Annotated in this window: 20 protein-coding genes and 1 pseudogene; 9 read left to right on the top strand and 12 right to left on the bottom strand. The window is 53.3% G+C overall.

Annotated features, from left to right (window positions below):
* Positions 1 to 137: 137 nt before the first annotated feature.
* A complete protein-coding gene (locus BWI76_RS04055; protein ID WP_024360402.1) occupies positions 138 to 1,184 on the top strand; it encodes a GGDEF domain-containing protein in 1,047 nt (348 codons plus the stop codon).
* Positions 1,185 to 1,292: 108 nt separating this feature from the next.
* A complete protein-coding gene (fhuF, locus tag BWI76_RS04050) occupies positions 1,293 to 2,081 on the top strand; it encodes a siderophore-iron reductase FhuF (protein WP_004132120.1) in 789 nt (262 codons plus the stop codon).
* 47 nt (positions 2,082 to 2,128) lie between these two features.
* Here the strand turns inward: fhuF and BWI76_RS04045 are convergent, their stop codons facing one another.
* Positions 2,129 to 3,472: a PTS sugar transporter subunit IIC gene (locus BWI76_RS04045; RefSeq protein WP_004132118.1), complete on the bottom strand. Its 1,344-nt coding sequence runs from the start codon at positions 3,470 to 3,472 to the stop codon at positions 2,129 to 2,131.
* 341 nt (positions 3,473 to 3,813) lie between these two features.
* On the opposite strand from BWI76_RS04045, the gene BWI76_RS04040 reads away from it, so the two are divergent.
* Positions 3,814 to 4,272, top strand: coding sequence for a YbaK/EbsC family protein (locus BWI76_RS04040; protein ID WP_004132117.1), 459 nt, complete (start codon positions 3,814 to 3,816; stop codon positions 4,270 to 4,272).
* A 13-nt stretch (positions 4,273 to 4,285) separates the two neighbouring features.
* On the opposite strand, the gene bglJ is transcribed toward BWI76_RS04040, so the two are convergent.
* From bglJ to pobA, 4 genes and pseudogenes are all read right to left on the bottom strand, one after another.
* Positions 4,286 to 4,966 carry a DNA-binding transcriptional activator BglJ gene (bglJ, locus tag BWI76_RS04035; protein ID WP_064371494.1) on the bottom strand — a complete coding sequence of 227 codons (681 nt, stop codon included), beginning with the start codon at positions 4,964 to 4,966 and terminating at the stop codon, positions 4,286 to 4,288.
* Complete coding sequence (locus tag BWI76_RS04030) at positions 4,927 to 5,649, bottom strand: helix-turn-helix transcriptional regulator (protein WP_004132115.1); 723 nt, start codon at positions 5,647 to 5,649, stop codon at positions 4,927 to 4,929. Before BWI76_RS04030 ends, bglJ begins: the two co-directional genes overlap by 40 nt.
* A gap of 278 nt (positions 5,650 to 5,927) precedes the next feature.
* Positions 5,928 to 6,786: pseudogene (locus BWI76_RS04025) on the bottom strand (helix-turn-helix domain-containing protein).
* 23 nt (positions 6,787 to 6,809) lie between these two features.
* Positions 6,810 to 7,994: a 4-hydroxybenzoate 3-monooxygenase gene (pobA, locus tag BWI76_RS04020; RefSeq protein ID WP_004134231.1), complete on the bottom strand. Its 1,185-nt coding sequence runs from the start codon at positions 7,992 to 7,994 to the stop codon at positions 6,810 to 6,812.
* 284 nt (positions 7,995 to 8,278) lie between these two features.
* Between pobA and BWI76_RS04015 the strand changes: the two genes are divergently transcribed.
* The 6 genes from BWI76_RS04015 (at position 8,279) to opgB (ending at position 14,016) form a co-directional block, all read left to right on the top strand.
* Entirely contained in the window at positions 8,279 to 9,055 is a 777-nt protein-coding gene (locus tag BWI76_RS04015) for a threonine/serine ThrE exporter family protein (protein WP_004128660.1), read from the top strand.
* On the top strand, positions 9,046 to 9,519 hold the full coding sequence (locus BWI76_RS04010; protein ID WP_004134228.1) for a threonine/serine exporter: 474 nt from the start codon (positions 9,046 to 9,048) through the stop codon (positions 9,517 to 9,519). Before BWI76_RS04015 ends, BWI76_RS04010 begins: the two co-directional genes overlap by 10 nt.
* Positions 9,520 to 9,627: 108 nt before the next feature.
* The gene (dnaT, locus tag BWI76_RS04005; RefSeq protein WP_004134226.1) at positions 9,628 to 10,167 is read left to right on the top strand and encodes a primosomal protein DnaT; all 540 of its coding nucleotides are present in this window, start codon (positions 9,628 to 9,630) and stop codon (positions 10,165 to 10,167) included.
* 2 nt (positions 10,168 to 10,169) lie between these two features.
* Positions 10,170 to 10,907 (top strand): DNA replication protein DnaC, encoded by a 738-nt coding sequence (dnaC, locus tag BWI76_RS04000; protein ID WP_014227813.1) that lies wholly within the window; start codon positions 10,170 to 10,172, stop codon positions 10,905 to 10,907.
* Positions 10,908 to 10,972: 65 nt separating this feature from the next.
* The gene (locus tag BWI76_RS03995) at positions 10,973 to 11,467 is read left to right on the top strand and encodes a DUF2501 domain-containing protein (protein WP_064371565.1); all 495 of its coding nucleotides are present in this window, start codon (positions 10,973 to 10,975) and stop codon (positions 11,465 to 11,467) included.
* A 257-nt stretch (positions 11,468 to 11,724) separates the two neighbouring features.
* Positions 11,725 to 14,016: a phosphatidylglycerol--membrane-oligosaccharide glycerophosphotransferase gene (opgB, locus tag BWI76_RS03990; RefSeq protein WP_049088576.1), complete on the top strand. Its 2,292-nt coding sequence runs from the start codon at positions 11,725 to 11,727 to the stop codon at positions 14,014 to 14,016.
* A 54-nt stretch (positions 14,017 to 14,070) separates the two neighbouring features.
* On the opposite strand, the gene BWI76_RS03985 is transcribed toward opgB, so the two are convergent.
* The 7 genes from BWI76_RS03985 to BWI76_RS03955 all read right to left on the bottom strand — a co-directional run bounded on the left by BWI76_RS03985 (position 14,071) and on the right by BWI76_RS03955 (position 19,796).
* On the bottom strand, positions 14,071 to 15,027 hold the full coding sequence (locus BWI76_RS03985; RefSeq protein ID WP_165774987.1) for an Rpn family recombination-promoting nuclease/putative transposase: 957 nt from the start codon (positions 15,025 to 15,027) through the stop codon (positions 14,071 to 14,073).
* A 133-nt stretch (positions 15,028 to 15,160) separates the two neighbouring features.
* Positions 15,161 to 16,171: an SIS domain-containing protein gene (locus BWI76_RS03980; RefSeq protein WP_004134216.1), complete on the bottom strand. Its 1,011-nt coding sequence runs from the start codon at positions 16,169 to 16,171 to the stop codon at positions 15,161 to 15,163.
* Positions 16,172 to 16,189: 18 nt separating this feature from the next.
* A complete protein-coding gene (locus BWI76_RS03975; RefSeq protein WP_064371495.1) occupies positions 16,190 to 17,251 on the bottom strand; it encodes an SIS domain-containing protein in 1,062 nt (353 codons plus the stop codon).
* Positions 17,252 to 17,263: 12 nt separating this feature from the next.
* Positions 17,264 to 18,115: a PTS system mannose/fructose/sorbose family transporter subunit IID gene (locus tag BWI76_RS03970; RefSeq protein ID WP_004134215.1), complete on the bottom strand. Its 852-nt coding sequence runs from the start codon at positions 18,113 to 18,115 to the stop codon at positions 17,264 to 17,266.
* The gene (locus BWI76_RS03965; protein WP_004108505.1) at positions 18,093 to 18,872 is read right to left on the bottom strand and encodes a PTS mannose/fructose/sorbose/N-acetylgalactosamine transporter subunit IIC; all 780 of its coding nucleotides are present in this window, start codon (positions 18,870 to 18,872) and stop codon (positions 18,093 to 18,095) included. The genes BWI76_RS03970 and BWI76_RS03965 overlap by 23 nt, the downstream gene beginning before the upstream one ends.
* Before the next feature lie 16 nt (positions 18,873 to 18,888).
* Positions 18,889 to 19,359 (bottom strand): PTS sugar transporter subunit IIB, encoded by a 471-nt coding sequence (locus BWI76_RS03960; protein WP_004134214.1) that lies wholly within the window; start codon positions 19,357 to 19,359, stop codon positions 18,889 to 18,891.
* A gap of 14 nt (positions 19,360 to 19,373) precedes the next feature.
* On the bottom strand, positions 19,374 to 19,796 hold the full coding sequence (locus BWI76_RS03955; protein WP_004134213.1) for a PTS sugar transporter subunit IIA: 423 nt from the start codon (positions 19,794 to 19,796) through the stop codon (positions 19,374 to 19,376).
* Positions 19,797 to 19,875: the final 79 nt, after the last annotated feature.

The raw sequence follows: 19,875 nt of genomic DNA, 5'->3' as shown, positions 1-19,875 counted from the left end.
GATAAATTAAGCAAAAGAAATTATATATTAAATAATCTGATTATTTCGTAAAAACCTTATTTTGCGCACTGTTTTTTATTATTCACTTCAAACTAACATCACATTGAATTTTAACGATTAATAATGACAACTCCGACATGACTGCACAATCCTGGCGCTCCCATTACGAACAGAAATATCAGTATTCCTTACGGCTATTTTTACTGCTTAATTTAGTTTCATCTTTCTTATCCCTTGTCAGCCCGCTCTTCACCGTCATCACGTTTACTCTGCCCTGTTTTCTGATTGTTGCCTGCAGCACGGTCCTGCTGCTGTGGCACTGTAAGTTCGCTCAGCACAAAATAAATATTCCGGTTATTTCTCTGATATTTGGCCTGCTTTGGGCATGGCACGTTGCGCTAAAAGCAATGATGATGGGTCCGCCGCATTTTAACTACCTGGTGATCGCCTTATTAAGCGTGTTATTTATTGGCACTATTGCTTTTTCCAGCAATATCATTGGCTTTACTTTGCACTCTTTACCAACCTACCTTACCTGCCTGATTCTTGGCGGCGGAGAACAATGGTTGCGCATGTCCTGGTGCTTCTTGTTGCCTATTGCGGGTATCACCCTGCAAAGCTTAATTCAGAAACGCAGCGATATATTCACCCAGGGACTAATGGATAAGCTGCTGAAGGAACGTAATACCCTTAACGATCTCAGTATGTTGGATCCGCTTACCGGCTTGTATAACCGTCGGGGTTTACAAAATCGTCTGGATACCGTTCTCTCTCTGGACAGCGCCGGACATTACGTCCTGCTGCTGGATATTGACCATTTCAAAGCCTACAACGACCACTATGGGCATATGATGGGCGACCAGGCATTAATTCAGGTTTCCGCCGCCATTCGTAACGCCGTGCGCTCACGCGATATCGTAGCCCGCTTTGGCGGCGAAGAGTTCATGGTGCTGTTGACCAGCAGCAGCGCGGAGAACGCTCTTCAGGCCGCAGAGCGCATCCGTCAGCGGGTCTACGATCTGAAAATCCCGCATATGTTTAACGAAAGCGTCGCGACCAATGTGACCATTAGTATCGGTATGACGCCGCTGGTGGATGCTGATATCGACAGCGCCCTGAAACGGGCGGATAACGCGCTCTACGAAGCCAAAAACATGGGAAGAAACATCATTCTCGCCAGCTAATCCTTTACCGCGCGGCAAGAGTCGCCGCGCGGACAAATCACTTGCCAAGCCGGGACCACGGCATTAGTATCAGAAATCATTATCATTTAGATTTGTATCTGGCACTCGATGGCTTACCGTTCACTCGCATTCAATACTGAGATCATCTGGCGGGCCCCGCTCCCTTCGGCTGAGCGTGAACTGGCAAATTCAATACGCGACAAAATTAGCGCGTTACGTCCGCATCTGCTGGATTTTCTCCGTCTGAATGAAGAAGCCCCTCCCCATGCGCTAACTCTGGCTGAGTGGTCACAGCCCGCGACGCTGAGTTCGTTCATCGCGACCTGGTCCGACCATATTTATCGTCACCAGCCCGGTCAACCCCGTGAGCAAAAACCGCTGCTGTCCCTCTGGGCGCAATGGTACATCGGTTTATTGGTGCCCCCTTTAATGTTGGCGCTGTTGAGCGAAGAACGCGCCATTAGCCTGGCGCCGGAACATGTGCGCGTCGAGTTTCATGAGTCAGGCCGCGCCGCCTGTTTCTGGATTGATGTTCATTCAGCAGGTACTTCCCCGACAGAGTCCGCGCAGTCCCGGATGGAAAAGCTGGTCACCACGGCTTTACAACCCGTCGTGCAGGCGCTTGAAGCCACCGGCGATATTAATGGCAAACTTATCTGGAACAATACTGGCTACCTGATTAACTGGTATCTGGGAGAAATGAAAACGTTGCTGGGAGATGAAAAAGTGGCCGCTCTGCGCCAGCGCTGCTTCTTCGAAAAACAGCTATCCAACGGCGAGGATAATCCGCTGTGGCGAACCGTGGTTTTACGTGAAGGACAGCTTGTGCGCCGCACCTGCTGCCAGCGCTATCGCCTGCCGGATGTGCAGCAGTGCGGGGACTGCACGCTGAAATGATCTTTTGATAACGACAACGGGCGGCTATTTCAGCCGCCCGTTTGCTTTTATGCCGTCTGCTGGCTCTCTTCCGCAATGCGCTGCGCCTCTTCGGCCTCCTGCGCTAACAGCTGTTTCTCATAAACCTTGAAGAAGGGGAAGTAGATAATCGCGGAAACGCACGCGAGGACAACCACCAGAATCGCCGCCCGGAAATCCCAACCCAGCGCCCATGCGCCGCCAATCGGTGCCGGGGCGGTCCACGGCACAACCGAAATCACCCGACCAATGAGATCCATCTTCATGGCAGCCCAGGCCAGTACGGCGTTAACCATCGGCGCCAGCAGGAAGGGAATAAAGAACACCGGGTTCATCACAATAGGCGTGCCAAAAATGACCGGTTCGTTGATGTTAAACAGGCTTGGCACCACGCTCAGGCGGCCAATCGACCGCAGATGCGCGGAGCGGCTACGCAGATAACAGAACACCAGCCCCATCGTCGCTCCTGAACCGCCAATCACAATAAAAAATGTCCAGAACGCTTCCATAAAGATATGCGGCAGCGGCGCCCCCTGCGCCAAAGCCTGCTGGTTCATGCCGAGGTTAGTGAGCCAGAACATCTGCAGCATGCCGGAAACAATAGCCGCACCGTGGATACCCGCAAACCACAGCAGGTGGCCCACCAGAACCGCCAATAAAATGGCGGGTAACGAGTCGGCTGCGGAAACCAGCGGTTTAAAGATAGCCATGATGGCCTGAGGGATCAGCATATCAAAATGATGCTGAATAAGCAGGCTCAGGGGATATAGCGTCAGGACGACAACCAGTACCGGGATCAGCAGATCAAATGAGTTTTTGATCATCGGCGGCACCTGATCCGGCAGGCGAATACCAATATTATGCGCTTTCAGGAAACGCATCATTTCAACGCAGTAGACCGCTACAAGAATCGCCGTAAATATCCCGGTTCCTCCCAGGCTATCTACCGGCAGGTTGCCGTTCGTTTTTGGCGCCGCCACCAGCAGGAAGGCCATAATCGACAGCATGGCGCACATAAAGGGGTCGAGCTGATCGGTTTTTTCGTAATGCTTGCCGAGGTTATAGGCGATCGCGGCGCAAATGTAGATCGACATAATACCCATCGTCATATCGAACGGCGTCAGAATTCGCCCTTCAAACTCTTTTGCCAGATCCAGCCAGGCGCGGGCAAATCCCCATGTGGTATCCGGTGAAAACGGCGGATAAGCGAATACCAGCAGAAAAGAGCCGACAATCATAAACGGCATGGCGGAGATAAAACCGTCGCGGATAGCCATCACATGGCGCTGAGATGAGATGCGCCCGGCGACAGGGCTGATGTAATTTTCTACGAAGCGAAATATCAGATTAAATGCAGCATGGTTAGCAGACATAGCAGCCCTCCTGACAGGCTAGATGAACAGGCCCAACAACGATTATCCTGCCGCTGTGATGAATCTGCTTCTGCGAGTGGGCGACCAGATTTGATAACCCGCAGGCTTTAGTGCTCAGGTACGTTCGATTCATCTTCGGCTCTTTTGTTATAGGTGACGCAGGGAAGTTACCTTGTCAGTATTCATGTCTCCATGAATAACCGCAACCGGTTACAGTAACCGGTTGCGGCGAATGTGAAGGAGATCCAAAAATTAGAAAGAATCTTGATTATCAACGAGAGATATTTACACTTTGCGAAGCTTGTGACAGATTTTTAACAAGCCTTAATCAGGAGATTCCAATGAGTCTGCAGTCCGTGCGGCAGTTTTTTGCTGAGCGCGCCCCCGATATCGAAATCATCGAACTTACTCAGAGCACGGCCACGGTAGCGTTAGCCGCAGCGGCACATAATGTTGAACCCGGGCAAATAGCCAAGACCCTGTCTTTAAAAATAAAAGAAAGGGTTGTGCTCGTTGTCGCAAAAGGCGATGCACGCCTGGATAATAAAAAACTAAAGGAGGCATTTGGCGCCAAAGCGCGCATGCTCAGCAGCGATGAGGTCATTACGCTAACGGGACACCCCATTGGCGGCGTGTGCCCCTTTGGTCTGGAAGTTCCGCTGGCGGTGTACTGCGATATCTCACTGAGGCAGTACCCGGAAGTGCTGCCAGCAGCAGGATCAATTCATAGCGCCGTTCGCATTTCACCCGAGCGGATGGCGCAGTTGACTGATGCTAAGTGGATTGATGTTTGTCTTTAATAGACCATTGGCGCTACTGAGCAAGGCGCATAACTCTGGCATCGTCATTATTCGCCGACAGGCGCATTAAAATGTCTGCCGCGCTCAGTAGTCCTATATCAGAACTGACGCCAAGCTTGGTCATGGCATTGAACTTATGGGCCCGAATCGTTTTAATATTTCTTTCCAGCTGTGTCGCTATTTCAGGTAATGAGTAGCCATAAGACATATATCGTAGGATGGTATGTTCCGTTGGGCTCAAAATTTGGCTAGAAATGTTCTGCTTTTGACATACCGATCCCTCATTAGTCTGGTAGCTATGTTCGAGAAGCTGAAGCAAATATTCCTGCAGTTGGATCCGACAGGCCGATTTATTCAGAATGCCGTGTAAACGGGAAGGCGTCAAATGGCTAACCAAACGCATTTCCGCTTCATCATTAGCCAGGACAATTCTTTGCGTTTCGGGGCAATAACGCGCGATCTCATGGAGAAAGAGCAAACTTTCAAGACGGGACCTGCGGTTCCCTGAAAGGGAAAAAATAATCGCAGAAAAATCTTCAGACTGAAACTCTCGTTTTAATGCTTTAGTATCTTTAAAGAATTGAATACGATAATTCTTACCACTTTCATTAAGTAAGATGTGGCGAAGAGCCACTTCCGTCATCGCACATTTCTCTACGATAGCGATATATCGTGTTGTGAAGTCTTTTTCCATTCTGTTTGATCTCCATAGGCTGAATAAATATTCAGCTCCTTCATTCCCTGTGCACTATTAATCCAGGCATACATCTCTGCATTACTACGCAGAGATAAGCGGCGCATAGCACTATTTTTCTGCGCACTTATGGTTTTATTGCTCTTCTTCAATAAAGCAGCAATTTGATTAATTCCCCACCCTTTTGCAAGCAGCCTCAATACCTTACGCTCAGAAAGAGTCAAAATGACCATCTTTTGCTGTTCTTCACCGATGCGTTCAACTTCAGGAGAAAACAACGTCTGGCTAATACGCTCAGCGGCAAGACCACCGGCGCGAACCACTTCGATAAGGCGTTTTACCGGCTCGCTGTCTGAAATTAACGTACTTTCGGGACGCATTAATAATTGAACGGCTAACGGAAAACAGGTGCTACCTACCATAAAGACCCAGTGTATATCCCTGTATTGGGTCATTAAAGAGTAGTAGTGTTCACAAATATTTCCTGGATGCTCTATTTCACCGGAAAGATCAGCGATAACCAACACTGCGCGGCGCAATTGCAGCAGGGTTAGCTCATCCTGAGAACGACAAAAACTCAATTCATAATCAGGGAGATGCTCCCCAACGATGGCCTTCAAACCGGACTGCATCACCGGTATTCTACTGATAATAATGCCGAACTTACCCTGTCCTGGTAACATAAACCCTCCGCTTCCTGTCGAAGATTCACCGCCGGCGCAAAACAATCGGATGAATAATTTAATAGCCATCATAATTATTTTGCCAAAATGAATCTTTATCGTCCCTGGCGGGTACGCTCTTTCGCACCCTAAAGCCAACTTATATAATGAGGAGTAACATATTGCTGTTATCCATGCCAATGATTAACATTAACACAGGTAGTTGTCATCAATAAATTAGAAATGGTTAACATCGTCGTTAGATACGCTAACTTAAGATATATTAAATAAAGATTTCTTTATTTTATTTTTTTCCTAAATGCTTTTGGGGATTCACCGCTATAGCGACGAAAGAAACGAGAAAAATAGGCCGCGTCATTAAACCCCAAGTAATCAGAAAGTTGCGCAATAGTCATGCTGGTATACTGCAGGTTGCGCCGCGCCTCAAGCATCAACCTTTGATGTAAAACGCCCAGCGCACTGCAGCCATAAAATTCATGGCACAAATAATTTAAATGGGTCGCGGATACCCCCACCCGACTGGCATATCCGGCTAAGGGCAGATGTTCGCGATAATGGCTTTCTATAAGACGAGAGAAATGGCGCATCACGCTACGCTTGCGTTCCGCTTTGTCCTCCGCTATCGGCTGCGGGCGATATTGCCGATTCAGCCAGACCAACAGCGCTCCCAGCAGTGAATGCAGCATCATTTCACGCGCATCATATTCCTCACGGTACTCTTCTCGCAAAGCGGTAAACAGCGCCCGAATATGGCCTCGGGAGGCTTTTACCGGCACACACTGCGGCTGGCCGAGGAGATCCAACTGGCGACCAAACTGATTCTCAACCCTCCTGAGCAGGGGTAACGCCAGGGATAAAACGTATCCTTCCGTGCCCGGCGAAAATCGAAATCCATGAATACATAGCGCCGGAACAACCTGAATACAGGATTCCACCATCACGGTGGTTGTTCCTTCGATTTCAATTTCCGCCCGCCCTTTATGCAGGTACAGCAGTTGCACCAGCTCAGCATGCTGATGCACGCGGATATGCCATTCATAAAGATGGCTGCGCTGGAGTATCGACTCACAGTGCAGAAGTTCGGGCGTTGGCCAGCCCTGCTAGTTTGAAAACGGGAATGGTGCTCACTGCCTGCATCACGCCTCCTGATATTTTGGGTGTTACACCACGCGCTCCATCGGCAGACCAACATAGTTTTCAGCGATAGTGGTTAACCCCGCGCGTGATTGCAGATAATAACGACGATCCGCCGCCTGCATTTTTCTGTCGAACTCGCTTTGCTGCGGAAAATCATGCAGCAGACGCGTCATAAACCAGCTGAATCGCTCCCCCTTCCACACCCGATCCAGCGCCAAACGCGAGTAGCTGGCTAAGAGGTCAACGCGGCCATGGTGATAATACTCGCGCAGGATCCGCCATAAATAGTTCACGTCGGACGCCGCGAGATTCAGCCCTTTTGCCCCGGTAGGCGGTACGATATGCGCCGCATCTCCCAGCAGAAATAGTTTGCCGTACTGCATCGGCTCTACCACATAGCTGCGCAGCGGCGCGATGCTCTTCTCCAGTGAGTGACCCGTTACTAACTTGCTGGACAACTCATCAGGGAGACGCCGTTTAAGCTCATTCCAGAAGCGCTCATCAGACCAGGCCTCTACCTTTTCGCTAAGCGGTACCTGCAGATAATAGCGGCTTCTGGTTAGTGAGCGCTGACTACACAACACAAACCCGCGTTCGTGGTGAGCGTAAATCAGCTCCGGATTTACCGGCGGCGTGTCGGCCAGCAGTCCCAGCCAGCCAAACGGCCAGACGCTCTCGTACTCTTTCAGAACCCCTGCCGGAATGCTCTGCCGGGACACGCCGTGAAAGCCGTCGCAACCGGCAATAAAATCGCACTCCAGGCGGTGGTTTTCTCCGTTACAGGCAAAAGAGACCGACGGTCTATCGCTTTTGGCATCATTAATTGTGACGTCGCTAACGCCATAAATCGTCGGGGCGCCACTTTCCGCCCGCGCCGCCATTAAATCCCGCGTCACCTCAGTCTGGCCGTATACCATCACGCTTTTGCCTTCCGTCAGCTCCGTCAGCGCAACCGGTACGCGTTTGCCTTCAAACAGAAACTCGACCCCATGATGGATCAGGCCTTCAGCATCCATTCGCCGGGCCGCCCCGGCTTCGCGCAGCAGCTCTACCGTTCCGCTTTCCAGAATGCCCGCGCGGATCCTCCCCAGTACATACTCGGGCGTCTGCCGCTCAAGGATCACGGTCTGAATCCCGGCGTGATGTAATAGCTGCCCCAACAGGAGCCCGGATGGACCCGCGCCGATAATCGCCACCTGTGTTTTCATAGGATTGCCTCAGCAAAGTTAATTATTTGTTTGTTTTTTGTTTATTAAAAGTTTGAATTTGCATTTTTGATAAGTCTGCCGGGAAAAAGAAGGGAGAAAATGGCGCAAAAATTGTACTTTTCACCAATTTTACGGAAGTGTGGCTGAGTTCAAATTTTCACGGAGCCCGCAGAACGGGTGTTTTTTTACACATTGTTTGATCCTGACCGCTCAGAGAAAGCACGACTTCAGGTAAAAGTATCGCCAGACACTACGGCATCGGGCATCACGGACAGCAGGTATTTATGCAAGCAGATCGGGCAACCCAGCGCGCAATCACGCGCTTGTGCATTCAATGTGGTCTTTTCTTATTACAGCATGGCGCGGAAAGCGCGCTGGTTGAGGAGCTTTCAACTCGTCTGGGCCTGGCGTTGGGGATGGATAGCGTTGAAAGCGCCATCTCTTCCAATGCGATTGTGCTCACCACCATCAAAGATGGCGAATGCCTGACTTCAACGCGAAAAAACACCGATCGCGGCATCAACATGCACGTCGTCACGGAAGTTCAGCATATTGTGATTATGGCGGAGCATAAGCTGCTGGATTATAAGGATGTCGAAAAACGATTCGCGCAAATCAAACCGCTGCGCTATCCACGCTGGCTGCTGGTGTTAATGGTCGGCCTCTCCTGCGCCTGCTTTTGCAAGCTTAACAACGGCGGCTGGGACGGCGCGCTGGTCACCTTCTGCGCCAGTACGATAGCCATGTATATTCGTCAGGTACTCACCCATCGCTCCATGCATCCGCAAATCAATTTCTGCCTCACCGCCTTCGTCGCAACGACCATCTCCGGACTGATGCTGCGCCTGCCCGCTTTCGCCAGCACGCCGACGATAGCCATGGCCGCCAGCGTACTGCTGCTGGTGCCCGGTTTTCCGCTGATCAACGCCGTTGCCGACATGTTTAAAGGGCATATCAATACCGGCCTGGCGCGCTGGGCCATTGCCAGTCTGCTCACGCTCGCCACCTGTATTGGCGTGGTGATGGCGATGACGATGTGGGGGCTACGCGGATGGGCATAATTATGTATCTCTACGCGCTGGCGCAGGATATGGCTCTGGCAGCCATCCCCGCCGTTGGGTTCGCCATGGTATTCAACGTCCCGCAGCGGGCGCTGCGCTGGTGCGCGCTACTGGGGGCTATCGGCCACGGCTCGCGCATGGTCATGATGACGGCGGGTTTTAATATCGAGTGGGCAACGTTCATGGCCGCCCTGCTGGTTGGCAGCATTGGGATCCAGTGGTCTCGTTGGTATCTGGCGCACCCAAAGATTTTCACCGTAGCGGCGGTGATCCCGATGTTTCCCGGTATCTCCGCCTATACCGCGATGATTTCAGCGGTCAAAATCAGTCATTTTGGCTACTCGGAAGAGATGATGATTATGCTGCTGAGTAACTTTCTCAAGGCTTCATCCATCGTTGGCGCATTATCGATCGGCCTTTCTATCCCGGGGCTTTGGCTGTATCGCAAGCGTCCGCGCGTTTAATTCACCGCGCCGCCGGGTTACCTGCGGCGCTCCTTCCTGAGCGACCTCTATGCTACTATGTGTGCAGCTACCCCTCTCCTTTTAGTTGTTCAGAGTTGAGATTGATTTATGTCTTCACGAATATTAACTACCGATTTTAGCGGTCTGGATGACTTCATGCAGGATCACGCAGCGGTACTGGCAAAATCGGCCGGCGGCGCCGTCGCCGTGTTTGCCAACAATGCCCCCGCCTTCTATGCGCTGACGCCGGAGCGTCTGGCGCAGCTGCTGGAGCTGGAAGCCAAACTGGCGCGCCCCAATAGCGATATCGCCCTCGACGCGCAGTTTTTTGACGAGCCGACGGCGGTTCCCGTTGCGGTACCGATGGGGAAATTCCCGATGTACGCCGACTGGCAGCCGGACGCCGATTTCCAGCGTCTGGCCGCGCTGTGGGGCATCGCCCTGAGCCAGCCCGTTACGCCGGAAGAGCTGGCCGCATTTGTCGCCTACTGGCAGGCGGAAGGTAAAGTCTTTCATCACGTCCAGTGGCAGCAGAAGCTGGCGCGCAGCGTACAGATTGGCCGGGCCAGCAACGGCGGCCAGCCGCGGCGTGACGTCAACGCAATTAGCGAACCTGAAAATCATATTCCACGAGGATTCCGAGGATGAGCATGAAAAATGTCGGCGATTTAATGAAGCGCCTGCAAAAAATGATGCCAGCCCATGTCGAACCCGCGTTTAAGACAGGTGAGGAGCTACTGGCATGGCAAAAAGAACAGGGCAAGCTGCGGTCTGAAGCGCTGGAACGCGAAAACCGCGCCATGAAAATGCAGCGTACCTTTAACCGCTCCGGCATCCGACCGCTGCACCAGAACTGCTCGCTGGATAACTACCGGGTTGAGTGTGAAGGCCAGATGATTGCGCTGTCCCGAGCGCGCCAGTACGTCGAGGAGTTCGACGGCAATATCGCCAGCTTTATCTTCTCCGGCAAACCGGGCACCGGAAAAAACCACCTCGCCGCCGCAATCTGCAACGAACTGCTACTGCGGGGTAAGTCGGTGTTGATTATTACCGTCGCCGATATCATGTCAGCGATGAAAGATACCTTCGGCAACCGGGAAACCAGCGAAGAGCAGCTTCTCACCGACCTGAGCAAGGTCGACCTGCTGGTGATTGACGAAATCGGGATGCAAACGGAATCACGCTACGAAAAGGTAATCATTAACCAGATCGTCGATCGCCGCTCTTCGTCAAAGCGCCCCACCGGTATGCTGACTAACAGCACCATGGACGAGATGAACAAGCTGCTTGGCGAGCGCGTCATGGACCGCATGCGGCTGGGCAATAGTCTGTGGGTCAACTTCAACTGGGACAGCTACCGCGATCGCGTGACCGGCAAAGAGTATTAAGATATTTCTGAACACTGCCGGCGTTATAATCAGGGCATTGTTCACTCACGGCGAAGAGTATGTCTATGAAATCGGTAAAAACGTTATTCCGCACGGCGATGGTGGCCGGCGCACTATTGACCTTCGGCGCTCACGCCACCTCCTGGCAGGATTCTCTTTCCAGCGCCGCGAAACAGCTCAGCAGCCAGAGCGGTAGCCAGCAAAGCGGCGGCATGTCCCTCTCTTCGCTGACCGGTTTGCTCAACGGCGGCAGCCAGTCGTTGACTTCCAGCAGTATGAATAATGCCGCCGGGATTATGTCTTATTGCGCGAAACAGAAACTGACCTCGGTAACCAATACCGAAAACATTAAAAACCAGGTTCTGGATAAGCTGGGTCTCAGCGCGCCGGAAAAACAAAAAGAAGACACCAACTATCTTGATGGCCTTCAGGGCTTGCTGAGTAGCAAAGACGGTCAGCAGCTGAATTTGAATAACCTCGGCAGTAGCCCGCTGGCGGAAAAAGTGAAAACCAAAGCCTGCGACCTGGTATTAAAACAGGGCGTTAGCTTCCTCTCCTGATCCTGGCCGCATAATGCCGCGTTTGGCGCTTTACCCTGGCCAGCGCGGCCGCAACCTCTGTTTTTTAACATCTCTCCTTCTGAACCCCTGGCAGACAAGATGTGAAGCGGGTCAAAAATGGCGATTTCTAAACCAATTCTGAACCACAGCACAAATTCATGACGATACAATTGCGGCAATATTGCGCTGCAATTACAGTGTAGCGTGAAAAAAGATCTATCTGGCCAGCCGACAGCTGGCGTGAATGAGGATGAGCTGTGTCAGAGTTGTTATCCATCGCCCTGTTTGTTGCCTCGGTGATGATTTACGCGTTAAAAGCCGGTCGTAATACCTGGTGGTTCGCCGCCACGCTCACGGTGCTGGGCCTGTTCGTTATTCTGAATATTACCCTCTACGCCAGTAATTACTTCACCGGCGACGGTATCAATGACGCGGTACTTTATACGTTGACCAACAGCCTGACGGGCGCTGGCGTGGGCAAATATATTCTGCCGGGCGTTGGGCTGGTCGTGGCGCTGGTCGCGGTATTTGGCGCACTCGGCTGGGTGCTGCGCCGCCGCCGTCATCATCCTCATCACTTTGGTTACAGCCTGGTGGCGCTGGTCCTGGCGCTGGCGTCCGTGGACGCCAGCCCGGCCTTCCGCCAGATTAGCGAACTGGTCAAATCCCAGTCCCGCGATGGCGACCCTGACTTCGTGGCTTACTACAAAGAGCCGTCAAAGAGCATCGCGAACCCAAAACTGAACCTGGTGTACATCTACGGCGAAAGCCTTGAGCGCACCTATTTTGATAACGACGCGTTCCCGGATCTGACCCCGGAGCTCGGTAAAGTGAAAAGCGAGGGGCTGGATTTCAGCAATACCGCCCAGCTACCCGGCACCGACTACACGATTGCCGGAATGGTCGCTTCCCAGTGCGGGATCCCGCTGTTCGCGCCGTTCGAAGGCAACGCCTCGGCCTCGGTTTCCAGCTTTTTCCCGCAGAATATCTGTCTGGGCGATATCCTGAAAAACTCGGGTTATGAGAACTACTTCGTACAGGGCGCTAACCTGCGCTTCGCCGGAAAAGATGTGTTCCTGAAATCTCACGGCTTCGATCATCTGTACGGCGCGGAGGAGCTAAAAACCACGGTCGCCGACCCAGCTTATCGTAACGACTGGGGCTTCTACGACGATACCGTCCTTGATGAGACGTGGAAAAAATTTGAGGCGCTTTCGCAATCCGGAAAACGCTTCTCGCTGTTCGCTCTGACGGTCGATACCCATCATCCGGATGGGTTTATCTCCCGTACCTGCCAGCGCAAAAGCTACGATATGGACGGTAAAAAGAACCTCTCTTTCAGCGCCGTTTCCTGTAGCCAGGAGCATATCGCGGCGTTAATCGAGAAGATTAAAGCCTCGCCGTGGTTCAAAAATACGGTCATCGTGGTCTCATCCGATCACCTGGCGATGAAAAACAGCGCCTGGGATTATCTGAATAAGCAGGATCGCAGCAATCTGTTTTTCATCCTGCGCGGCGATCAACCCCAGCAGGATACGCTGGCCGTCAAACGTAATACCATGGATAACGGCGCGACGGTGCTCGATATTCTCGGCGGCGATAACTTTATTGGTCTTGGCCGCAGCAGCCTTTCCGGGGAGTCGCTTTCAACCGTTTTCCTCAATATGAAAGAGAAGGTTATGGCGTGGAAGCCGGATATCATCCGCCTGTGGAATTTCCCCAAAGAGATGAAGAATTTCACCGTCGATTCGCAGAAGAATATGATCTCCTTCTCCGGCAGCCATTTCCGCCTGCCGCTGCTGCTGCGCATCTCCGATAAGCGCGTTGAGCCGCTGCCGGAGAGCGAATACTCCGCGCCGCTGCGCTTCCAGCTGGCCGACTTCGCGCCGCGCGATAACTTCGTCTGGGTCGACCGCTGCTACAAAATGGGCCAGCTATGGTCGCCGGAGCTGGCGCTCTCCACCGACTGGTGCGTATCGCAGGGCCAGTTGGGCGGCGAACAACAGGTCCAGCGCGTTGACAAGGCCCTGTGGCAGGGTAAAACCGCCTTTAAAGATACCCTTATCGATATGGAACGTTATAAGGGCAACGTCGATACGCTGAAGATTGTCGATAACGATATTCGCTATAAAGCCGACAGTTTCCTGTTCAACGTGGCCGGCGCGCCGGAAGAGGTGAAGCAATTCAGCGGCATCTCTCGCCCGGAATCATGGGGACGCTGGTCTAACGCGCAGCTCGGCAGTGAAGTGAAAATTGAATATAAAGAGCCGCTGCCTGAGAAATTCGACCTGGTGATTACTGCCAAAGCCTACGGGCCGAACGCCAATAAACCGATTCCGGTACGCGTGGGCAACAGCGAACAAACGCTCACTTTGGCGAACGATGTCACCACCACTACCCTGCATTTCGATAACCCGGCGCACAGCAATACGCTAACGATTGCCCCGCCGGATCCGCAGTCGACCAACGAGGGGAATATTCTCGGCCACTCCCCACGCCAGCTCGGTATCGGCATGGTTGAAATCAAAGTGGTGAAAAGCGAAGGATAAAACAAGCGCGCCCGGCGGCTTTTTACGCCGGGCCATAGTATCAGGGGCAGGATATCAACAATGCAGCGGCTTTAATTCATCCGCCGAAAGCCCGGTGATCCGCTGTACCGTCTCTTTATCTAAGCCGTCCTGCAGCATGCTGCTGGCAATGCGTAGCGCCTCCCGTCGGCTCCCTTCCTGCAGGCCTTCCTGGCGACCTTCTTGTATCCCTTCCCGCATCCCCTCCTGCTTCCCCTCTTGCCAACCTTCCTGCTTAAGTTTTTGAGCGATAGACATCAACCTCTCCTCATACTGTGGCAGACGGCGGGCCAACCGGCGGAGAAACACGCTCGGGTCGGCGGTATTGCCGTACTGCAGCATATAGTGAAACAGCACTCGCAACTGTCTGCGGTTAGTGTATCCCAGCATCACAAGGGTCGCCAACGACTCCGTGATCCCGCTGAGATCGCGCTGGCGAATATGCTTTTGCATCAGCTCCAGCAGCGCGACCCGTCGATGCTGGACGATCTCGTCATCCGGCATCGCCGTAACGTCAATCAGCGGAAACGGGCGGCCATACAGCGTCTTAGCCATCTGCGGGTCGGCAAATTCATCCAGCCAGTTCAGGGAGAAAGGATAGGGACTGGTCGCGCCATGATAGAAAAGCATCGGCACCACCAGCGGCAGCTCTTTATGCCCGGCGTCGAGGTGGCGCTGCATCGCGGCAATCGCATAGCGCATCAGGCGAAACGCCATATGATTATCCGGCGAGCTTTGATGCTCTATCACCACATAGACATACCCCGGACCGGAGGTGGTTTGTACCGACCACAGCACATCAGAGTACCAGGCGCGCAGATCTTCATCGACAAAGCTCGCCGACTCCAGGCGCAGGGTGGCAAAATCACACTGCTGGCGGATCTCCTCCGGCAGGTACAGCGTGAGGAAATCATTCGCCGTCTCCGGGTGGCGAAGAAATCGTTTAAACACCGCATCGTGCGGCGTCGAGGTCATTCGTTTTTTCATGGCCATCCGCTTGCCTGAAAGTGAAGGAAAGCCGGACTCTACCACCGCTTTTTACCCGGTTGGTTTTGGCGATGATTTTCTGGGAAGCGCCTCGGAGAATAGCGCGGCGGCCAGCCGGGCTGGCCGCTACAGGCAAGAGTTAGTAATCAAACTGACGGTAATAACGACGGATATTCAGGTCGTGGCCGGTGTGATGCTCAAAGTGGGCCGCCAGCCTGTCCACCAGCAGGGTCGACACCACGCACGGCGCCATAATCCAGCGGAAGGCGTCATCAATACCGCTCAGCGGGTAGTCGCGCGGGTCAATCACCACCAGATGGTCGGTGATCTTCTCAGCGAAGCGTTCGACGCGCTCATCCAGCGCCCGGCATTTACCCTCGCCTTTGACCAGGAACAGCGGGACCTCTTTTTCCAGCAGCTCCAGCGTGCCGTGGAAAAACTCTGCCGAACTCACCGACTTGGTCCGCTTCCACTGCATCTCTTCCAGAATACACATCGAGAACAGATAAACCTCGCCCCACATTTCCGCCCCGCCAATCCACATCATGTAATCACTGGTATGATATTGAGCGGCGATTTTATCCGCCTGCGGATCGAACTGGCGTTTAGCCTGCAACAGATTTTCCGGCAGCAGTTCCAGCTGGCGTGCAAAACGATCGTAATCGGCAAATTCGCCGTGACGATAAATCACGCGGAAGAATAACCAGTACAGCAGCATATATTCATATTCCACGCCGTTCTTGTGGCACATCGGAATATGCCAGCTCGCCGCCTCGGCTAATGGCGAATCGGCATTACGGGTAATGGCCACCACGCGAATCCCCTGCGCTTTGCACCATTCTGCAATGGCTACCGACTCTTTGGTATCGCCGGACTTGGATAGCGTCACCACCACCGCATCTTTATTTAATTTTTTGTGTCCACGATGAATTAATTCCGCCGCCTGCTCAAGGTAAACCGGCACGCTGGTTAATTCTTTTGCGAACTCACTTATTGCCATCATCGGCGCCAAAGAACCGCCTACCGAGGCGAAAAATAACGCGCTACAGCCGCTGTGATAAATATCATCGGCGACGGCTTCCGCCTGTTTGCGCGCAGCGATGATCTCGCGAGCACTGGTCAGGTACTCGTCCTGATTAAAACCCAACATAGTTATTCTCCTGAATAATCAGATTTTACTTTTTAATACGTGGTCAAAATCGTCAAAAATACGTTTTGCCAGATCGATCCCTTTTAGTCGGGCGGTATGCCATGCCAGCATCTGGACAGGAACGATCAGCAGCAGCGGCGCCAGGTGATGGTCGCACGGACAGCTCAGCGCCAGCGCCTGCTCATCCTCTTCGTCGCTGAGCGTCAGCGTAAAGGCCCGGGCAATGGACGGCGCCATATAGTCCCGCAGCGCCCGGGTCCGCGCATCCGGCGCATCTTCGATAAACAGCATCACGTGACGGGCGTTCGCCTCCAGATAGGGGCCGTGCATATAGGCCTCAAGCTCAAATCCGCTGGAAGGGACGCGCACCGTCTCAGTAAATTTGGTTTCGAACTCCTTCGCCACGCCAACCAGCGCGCCATAGCCGGTGGCGACAAAGCGCTCGCCGCCCCGCAGCGTTTCGCCATGCCGCTCGATAAACCGCGAGGTGCGGGCGATAACGTCCGGGATCGCCGCCGCCAGCCGCTGCAGCTCGTCAAGATAGCGCTGCTCCTCGGCCTCGCTGGCTGTTCCCTGGACACGGGCTATCATCAGCGCCATCAGCAGCAAATTCAGTACCGTCGCGCTAAATCCGCGGGTGACAAACCCCACGCTCTCAATACCGGTATTGATATCCAGTACCCCGTCGCAAGCACGGGCTATCGGGCTTTGCGGGTCGGAGGTCAGGGCAAAAACCGGCAGGCTCAATGCCTGGACCTTGCGCATCGCCTCCAGCGTCGAGGCGCTTTTTCCGCTCTGCGAAATCGCCACCACCAGATCGGTATGCGGATCGACAGCCTCGTAATGCGTAAAGTTGTACGGCTCTTTAATTTCAACCAGCACGCCGAAGCGCTGTTCAAAGAAATAGCGCGCGCACAGAGCGGCGTTTAGCGACGATCCGGTCGCCAGCAGCAAAATACGGCGTACCGGATGCTGGCGGGCGAAATCCTCAATCGCCGCCAGCTTTTGCCGATAGTCGCGCAGGATCTGCGCCAGACAAGCCGGCTCTTCGCTGATATAGGTCATCATCGTTGGTACCATTTTCGACTCCCGTTAAAACAAGCCAATCCACGAACCCAGAATGCCCACCAGCGCCATCCCGCCAATAATAGAAAGCGGTTTGACCTTACGCCCCAGCAGCCAGTAAACGATGCCAAAGCTCAGCAGCGGCAACATGCAGGGCAGAATGTCGTTGATAATGTCCTGTACCTGGGTTTTCGCCTCCCCGGCGCCGAAAGAGACAGGGATGGTGATATCAATCATTGAGGCGGTCATCGCGCCCACCACCATCAGGCCGATAATCGACGCCCCGTAGGTCAGGCTCTCCATCATTCCGCTCTTCTGGATCCGCTGCAGCACCCCGGTGCCCAGCACATAGCCCCAGCGGGTAAAGAACCAGCGCACCAGGATATGGGGCACGTTAAACACCAGCAGAAACAAGATTGGCCCGAGAATATTGCCCTTCAGCGCCAGACTGGTGCCGATGCCGGTGGCGATCAGCCGCAGCGTGCCCCAGAAAAAGGAGTCCCCCAGCCCGGCCAGCGGCCCCATCAGCGACGCTTTAACGTTATCAATCGCGTTGGCGTCCATATTTTTCTGCTGGCTGTTTTTCTCCTCCATCGCCGTGGTGATCCCCAGCAGCAACGTGACGATATGCGGCGTGGTATTGAAGAACACCAGATGCCGTTTCAACGCTGCGGCCAGCTCCTCTTTGCGCGGATAGAGCTTTTTCAGCACCGGAATCAGCGCGTAAACAAAGGCGAGATTCATCTGCCGCTCATAGTTCCACGAGAACTCCATCTGGAAGGAGCGCCAGAACACCCGGCGTAAATCTCGTGGCGTAATACGGGTCTCTTCTTGCTCCTGCGGGCGCAGGGTCTCTTCAGAAATCATCTTCGTCGTCATCGCTGACTCCTTGTTCTGTCGTCGTACGAGGTGAGCTCAACGCGGTGACGTTAACCATGACCACCGCCACGATAGCGCCGAGAATGGCGATGCCGGTCACCGGGATTTTCAGGTAGGCCATCAGCACGAAGCCAAGGAAAAAGTACGGCGCGACTTTCTTGTTAATCAGCAGCCTGGCGAGCATCGCGAAGCCGAGGGCCGGAATGATGCCGGTAGCGACGCTGAGCCCGTGTTTGATAAATTCCGGGATCGTATCGAGCAGGGATTTCACCGCGTTGCTGCCGACCAGGAATGAAACGGTCACCACCGTGGCCAGCATCAGCGACAGCCCGAAGCCGGCAATCAGATGCATCCGCTCAATGCCCCGCGTATCCGCCCGTTCCGCGTAGCCGTCAGCCTTCTGGCTGAGCATCGGGATAAACATCCCCAGATAAACGTTTTTCAGGATCAGCGTCAGGGTGGCGATAGGCAGGCCAAGCAGCAGCGCCGTTTCCGTTCCCGCGCCGGAGGTAATGGCGAACGCCACCCCGAGAATGCCGCCGGTCACCACGTCAGGCGGTATCGACGCACCGACGGAGAAAGATCCGATAAACGCCAGCTCGAGCGTCGCGCCCATGATGACGCCGGTCTGCACATCCCCCAGCACCAGCCCGGTCAGCAGCCCGGTGACGATTGGCCGCGAAATCAGCGACGTCCCTAATGCATATTCCGATTGCGCGATAAACGCCACCAGACCCAGTAAGAGAGCCTCTACCATAATCTGTCCTCCGGAATTAAACGCATTCCGCAAAAAGCTGTTTGCGATCGTTAGGGACCTGGCGGATCTCAACCTCGACGCCTTTCCCGACCAGTTGCTGCAGTTGCTCTATTTCTTCCGGGAGTAAATTAATCGCCTTAGAGATATTTTTACTGCCCTCTTTAGCCTTAATCCCACCGAGATTAATGCTTTTTATTTCCGCGACGGCGCTGGCAATACGCCAGGCGTCATTCACCGACTCCACGACGATAAAGAGATTATATTTATCCGTAACGCCGCTTTTTATCGCCTCAATAGCGTCGTTAATATTTTTAATCACCAGTTTTACCGAAGGCGGTTTGGCGAGCTTAATGGTAGTTTTGCGTAATTCATCATCAGGGACATTATCGTTGGCGATTAAAATGCAATCGGCGCCGACATATTGCGTCCAGGAAAAGGCCACCTGGCCGTGAAGTAATCGATGGTCAACCCTTAAAAGCGTAATCATAGTGCTCCCTCATTTCAGAAGTCTTTATCAATAGTCGTCGCACTAGCAATCGTGTGATTGCAGTACTGAATGCTCTCTTTGGCGCTTATTAATGCTTCAGAAATTAATTTTTCGCTATTCTCTTCCCCTGCGGAAATGAGCAAATCAATAATTAGCGGCAGATTTAAACCAGACAATAAATGAAAGCGCGGACGCGATAAAAAGCGCACAAACTCATTATTGACGCTACCGGCGAAAATATCCGTAATGACAATCAGCTCATCCTCGGCGGGAAAACGCGCCAGCAGCGTCTCCACCTGCTGCGTCAGATCGGCCTCCTCTTCGACGTAGGCGCAGAGGGTATGAATATCCGGCTGCTTGCCGAGGATCAGCTCCACGGAGTTCAGCAGACCGTTAGCAAAGGTGCCATGGCTGGCAAAAATATAGTGTCGTTTCATCCTTACCTCGAAAGCGCATTCCACTGCTTTCTTAATTGCAACCGGCGTGCCAGAAACAGTGGCGCGCCGGTTAGCGCAA

The organism is Klebsiella sp. M5al (assembly GCF_002090195.1).
GTDB classification, from domain to species: Bacteria; Pseudomonadota; Gammaproteobacteria; order Enterobacterales; family Enterobacteriaceae; genus Klebsiella; species Klebsiella grimontii.
The sequence above is the reverse complement of the archived record's forward strand: the minus strand, read 5'-3'. Positions and strand labels throughout refer to the sequence as shown.

Bases quoted from the DNA above. Each gene is read 5' to 3' on its own strand.
- fhuF (WP_004132120.1), top strand. From the start codon at position 1,293: ATGGCTTACCGTTCACTCGCATTCAATACTGAGATCATCTGGCGGGCC.
- bglJ (WP_064371494.1), bottom strand. From the start codon at position 4,966: ATGGAAAAAGACTTCACAACACGATATATCGCTATCGTAGAGAAATGT.
- BWI76_RS03970 (WP_004134215.1), bottom strand. From the start codon at position 18,115: ATGACGACGAAGATGATTTCTGAAGAGACCCTGCGCCCGCAGGAGCAA.
- BWI76_RS03965 (WP_004108505.1), bottom strand. From the start codon at position 18,872: ATGGTAGAGGCTCTCTTACTGGGTCTGGTGGCGTTTATCGCGCAATCG.
- BWI76_RS04030 (WP_004132115.1), bottom strand. From the start codon at position 5,649: ATGTTACCAGGACAGGGTAAGTTCGGCATTATTATCAGTAGAATACCG.
- BWI76_RS03995 (WP_064371565.1), top strand. From the start codon at position 10,973: ATGAAATCGGTAAAAACGTTATTCCGCACGGCGATGGTGGCCGGCGCA.
- BWI76_RS03975 (WP_064371495.1), bottom strand. From the start codon at position 17,251: ATGGTACCAACGATGATGACCTATATCAGCGAAGAGCCGGCTTGTCTG.
- BWI76_RS04040 (WP_004132117.1), top strand. From the start codon at position 3,814: ATGAGTCTGCAGTCCGTGCGGCAGTTTTTTGCTGAGCGCGCCCCCGAT.
- BWI76_RS03985 (WP_165774987.1), bottom strand. From the start codon at position 15,027: ATGGCCATGAAAAAACGAATGACCTCGACGCCGCACGATGCGGTGTTT.
- BWI76_RS04010 (WP_004134228.1), top strand. From the start codon at position 9,046: ATGGGCATAATTATGTATCTCTACGCGCTGGCGCAGGATATGGCTCTG.
- BWI76_RS03980 (WP_004134216.1), bottom strand. From the start codon at position 16,171: ATGTTGGGTTTTAATCAGGACGAGTACCTGACCAGTGCTCGCGAGATC.
- BWI76_RS03955 (WP_004134213.1), bottom strand. From the start codon at position 19,796: ATGAAACGACACTATATTTTTGCCAGCCATGGCACCTTTGCTAACGGT.
- BWI76_RS04055 (WP_024360402.1), top strand. From the start codon at position 138: ATGACTGCACAATCCTGGCGCTCCCATTACGAACAGAAATATCAGTAT.
- dnaC (WP_014227813.1), top strand. From the start codon at position 10,170: ATGAAAAATGTCGGCGATTTAATGAAGCGCCTGCAAAAAATGATGCCA.
- BWI76_RS04015 (WP_004128660.1), top strand. From the start codon at position 8,279: ATGCAAGCAGATCGGGCAACCCAGCGCGCAATCACGCGCTTGTGCATT.
- dnaT (WP_004134226.1), top strand. From the start codon at position 9,628: ATGTCTTCACGAATATTAACTACCGATTTTAGCGGTCTGGATGACTTC.
- pobA (WP_004134231.1), bottom strand. From the start codon at position 7,994: ATGAAAACACAGGTGGCGATTATCGGCGCGGGTCCATCCGGGCTCCTG.
- BWI76_RS04045 (WP_004132118.1), bottom strand. From the start codon at position 3,472: ATGTCTGCTAACCATGCTGCATTTAATCTGATATTTCGCTTCGTAGAA.
- BWI76_RS03960 (WP_004134214.1), bottom strand. From the start codon at position 19,359: ATGATTACGCTTTTAAGGGTTGACCATCGATTACTTCACGGCCAGGTG.